The organism is Moorena sp. SIO4E2 (assembly GCF_010671945.1).
Lineage (GTDB): Bacteria > Cyanobacteriota > Cyanobacteriia > Cyanobacteriales > Coleofasciculaceae > Moorena > Moorena producens.
Genome location: NZ_JAAHIE010001043.1, coordinates 1 through 1861 on the forward strand (window position 1 = coordinate 1; position 1861 = coordinate 1861).

Annotated in this window: 3 protein-coding genes; all 3 read left to right on the forward strand. The window is 41.2% G+C overall.

Annotated features, from left to right (window positions below):
* Positions 1-445: 445 nt before the first annotated feature.
* Genes F6K37_RS40395 through F6K37_RS40405 form a run of 3 tightly spaced genes read left to right on the forward strand, consistent with a single transcriptional unit; the run spans position 446 to position 1688 of the window.
* Positions 446-634, forward strand: coding sequence for a hypothetical protein (locus tag F6K37_RS40395; protein WP_131826882.1), 189 nt, complete (start codon positions 446-448; stop codon positions 632-634).
* Positions 635-658: 24 nt separating this feature from the next.
* The gene (locus F6K37_RS40400; RefSeq protein WP_287256917.1) at positions 659-1543 is read left to right on the forward strand and encodes a hypothetical protein; all 885 of its coding nucleotides are present in this window, start codon (positions 659-661) and stop codon (positions 1541-1543) included.
* A 13-nt stretch (positions 1544-1556) separates the two neighbouring features.
* The gene (locus F6K37_RS40405; RefSeq protein WP_287256918.1) at positions 1557-1688 is read left to right on the forward strand and encodes a hypothetical protein; all 132 of its coding nucleotides are present in this window, start codon (positions 1557-1559) and stop codon (positions 1686-1688) included.
* Positions 1689-1861 lie beyond the last annotated feature (173 nt).

Genomic DNA, 1861 nt, shown 5'->3' on the forward strand with positions numbered 1-1861 from the left:
ATTGCTCGGATGATTCGGGATGCTTTACTCCAGGATAATCCTGACAATGGCACCGCTAACGGTCATGGCCAGGGCTCAAACCCTAACTTAGTTTTGCCCCCTGCTGCTGCGATGCGATAGATTATAGAAATTTTATTTGGAAATGCGGTTAGAGGTTGAAGGTTGAAGGTTAGAGGTTGAAGGTTGAAGGTTGAAGGTTGAAGGTTAGAGGTTGAAGGTTGAAGGTTGAAGGTTGAAGGTTACAGGTTACAGGTGACGCAGTTGAAGCTTACAGGTTACAGGTTACAGGTTACAGGTTACAGGTTACAGGTTACAGGTTATTAAACTTCCAAACTTTCAACCATCCAACCTTCAACCTGACAACCAAACAACCTGACAACCTTGGCCAAAAGGCCACGCGATCGCTGAAAGCGGGACTTTGTCCATCGCGTTCAACCAAACAACCTTGGCCTTTTGGCCTTTTGGCCACGCTACGCGAACGGCCACGCTACGCGAACAACCAAACAACCTTGGCCTTTTGGCCTTTTGGCCACGCTACGCGAACGGCCACGCTACGCGAACAACCATTCAACCTAAATCTGCCCAACAAATCCGGAATCTAACAAATTCAAGACGTAGGTTACAGTATGACTAAGAGGGATTAATCTAGTTTAAACCTATGTCTAAACTACAAGAAGCATTGGAATTCATCGAGAAAATTGAACGTGATAACCCTGGTAAATCGGCTTATGAAATTGTTAATCATTTGCGTGGGTACACTAAGAAGGCATATACTAGTAGATTATGGAGTACAGCTACGGGGTATCACCAAGAGTATATTCGAGATGAATTTGAAGGAAAACTCAATATCAATGAATTGGTATTAAGTGGTGAAATTACCGACTTTGGTCATTTTATCGGTTCCCTTTCTGATCAAATTGATCAGCCTGGATTCCAATGGTCAGATTTTACTAGCTGGACTGGTGACCATACCTCATGGGCTGGAGATATTGGTTCGGCGATTGTGGCCTATCGAGACCCCAATGACAACATAGATGTTAACAGTGTCGAGGAAGCTTTGGATAGGTTAGCCAGAGATTCTGATTATACTGCGGATATTGCAGCTTACGTAGTAGGAGAAATGATTAACTCTCGTAAGCAATCTTCCATTACTCAGGCGATTTATCAGTATAATTCTAAGTCCTACTCAGAAAATGTTAGGACGTTTATTAAAAAGCGTTTTGGCGCAGTTATTGAAGAAGATAAACTTAAGAATCCGGCTGGGCTTGATTCAAAAATGCGTAGCGCTATTTCTACTTATATCCAGTTTTCTTCAGCCTATGAATCCTTAAAGTCTCTCAAGGATTTAGCTAAATTACCTCTAAATTTAGGCTCAGAAGATAACTCTATACCTAATAGTGTTGATATTTTTAAAGGTTCTCAACATTTTATCAAGCATATAGTCAAGTATGGCAACTTAGATGGTTTACTATTTAAGCCATACCAAATACCTGGGATGTCCTGGCTAGGAACCGTAAACTATGAAGTTAGAGTAACTGGCTGATTTAAGTAGTTAATTGGTATTGAATCGGGAATCGGGAATCGGGAATCGGGAATCGGGAATCGGTAATATCAAGTCAGGTCGAATACCCATAATTAGAGGGAGGGTGGGAAGTGTGGGGAGATGGGGAGATGGGGAGATGGGGTAAATTTTTATTAAGGGTAATTATAGCGACATTATATAATACCAAATCCGGTTATAATAGACTTAATACAAAATTCTAATGTCAAATGCCCAAAAAAGCTTATTTAGCTGACCATCTGAGTAATGGTGAACTGAAAAAAAGATACAGAGCTTCTCAAGACCCCGTAGAAGCAAGAA